Genomic DNA, 850 nt, shown 5'->3' on the forward strand with positions numbered 1-850 from the left:
CATCAACATACACATCCATTTCAGACACCGCCTTCCCCTCGCATCCACCGCTTCCCTTCTCTTTCCCCCTCTCCTCTTTCTCTTCTTCCCTTTCTCCCTTCCTCCCTTCCTCCTCTTCCCCTTTCTCTTTCTTTTCCCTTCCTCCTTTCCTCTTTTTTTTCTCTCCCCTTCTCTTCTTCCTCTTCCTCCTTTTCTCTCTTTCCTTTCTTCCCTTCCTTTCCCTTCTTCCTCTCCCTTCCCTCTTTTTCTCCTCCCCTCTTTCCTCCCCCCCTCCCTTTTTTCCCCCCCCTTTCCCTTTTTCTCTCCCCCCTCTTTTTTCTCTTCTTTCTCTCCCCCCTTTTCCTTTCCCCTTTCCTTCTTTCCCCCCCCCTCTTACTCCCCCCCTCTCCCTCTTTTCCCCCTCTTTCTCTCTCCCCCTCTTCCTTTCTTTTTCTCCCCTTTCCCTCCCTTTTTTCTTCTCCCTTTTCTTTCTCCCTTTTCTCCTTCCCTCTCCTTCTCTCCCTTTTCTTTCTCTTTTTCTTTCTTTTCTTTTTTTCCTTTTTCTTTTTTCCTTTTTTTTCTTTCCCTTTCTTCTTCCCTCTCTCTTCTTTCTCTCTTCCTTCTCCCTCCCTCTCTCCCCCTCCCTCCTCTCTTTCTCTTTTTTTTTTCTTCTTCTTCTCTTTTTTCCCTCTTCTTCCTCTTTTTCTCTCCCCTTTCTCCCTCCTCTCTTTCCTTCCTCTTTTTTTTTTCCTCTTCTTCTCCCTCCCTTTCTTCCCTTCCCTCTTTTTCTTCTTCATTTCTCCTCTCCCTCCCCTTCCCCCTCTCCTCTCTTCTCCCTTAGCCTCTTTTCCCTCTTCATCTCTCCCCACCT

At 47.5% G+C, this 850-nt stretch carries 1 protein-coding gene; it reads right to left on the reverse strand.

Annotated elements, in window-relative coordinates:
- Nucleotides 1–20 precede the first annotated feature (20 nt).
- On the reverse strand, nucleotides 21–850 hold an 830-nt coding region (locus tag A3773_RS19705), incomplete at its 5' end, for a hypothetical protein (protein WP_197462823.1).

It is taken from the genome of Neptuniibacter pectenicola, from assembly GCF_001597735.1.
GTDB lineage: Bacteria > Pseudomonadota > Gammaproteobacteria > Pseudomonadales > Balneatricaceae > Neptuniibacter > Neptuniibacter pectenicola.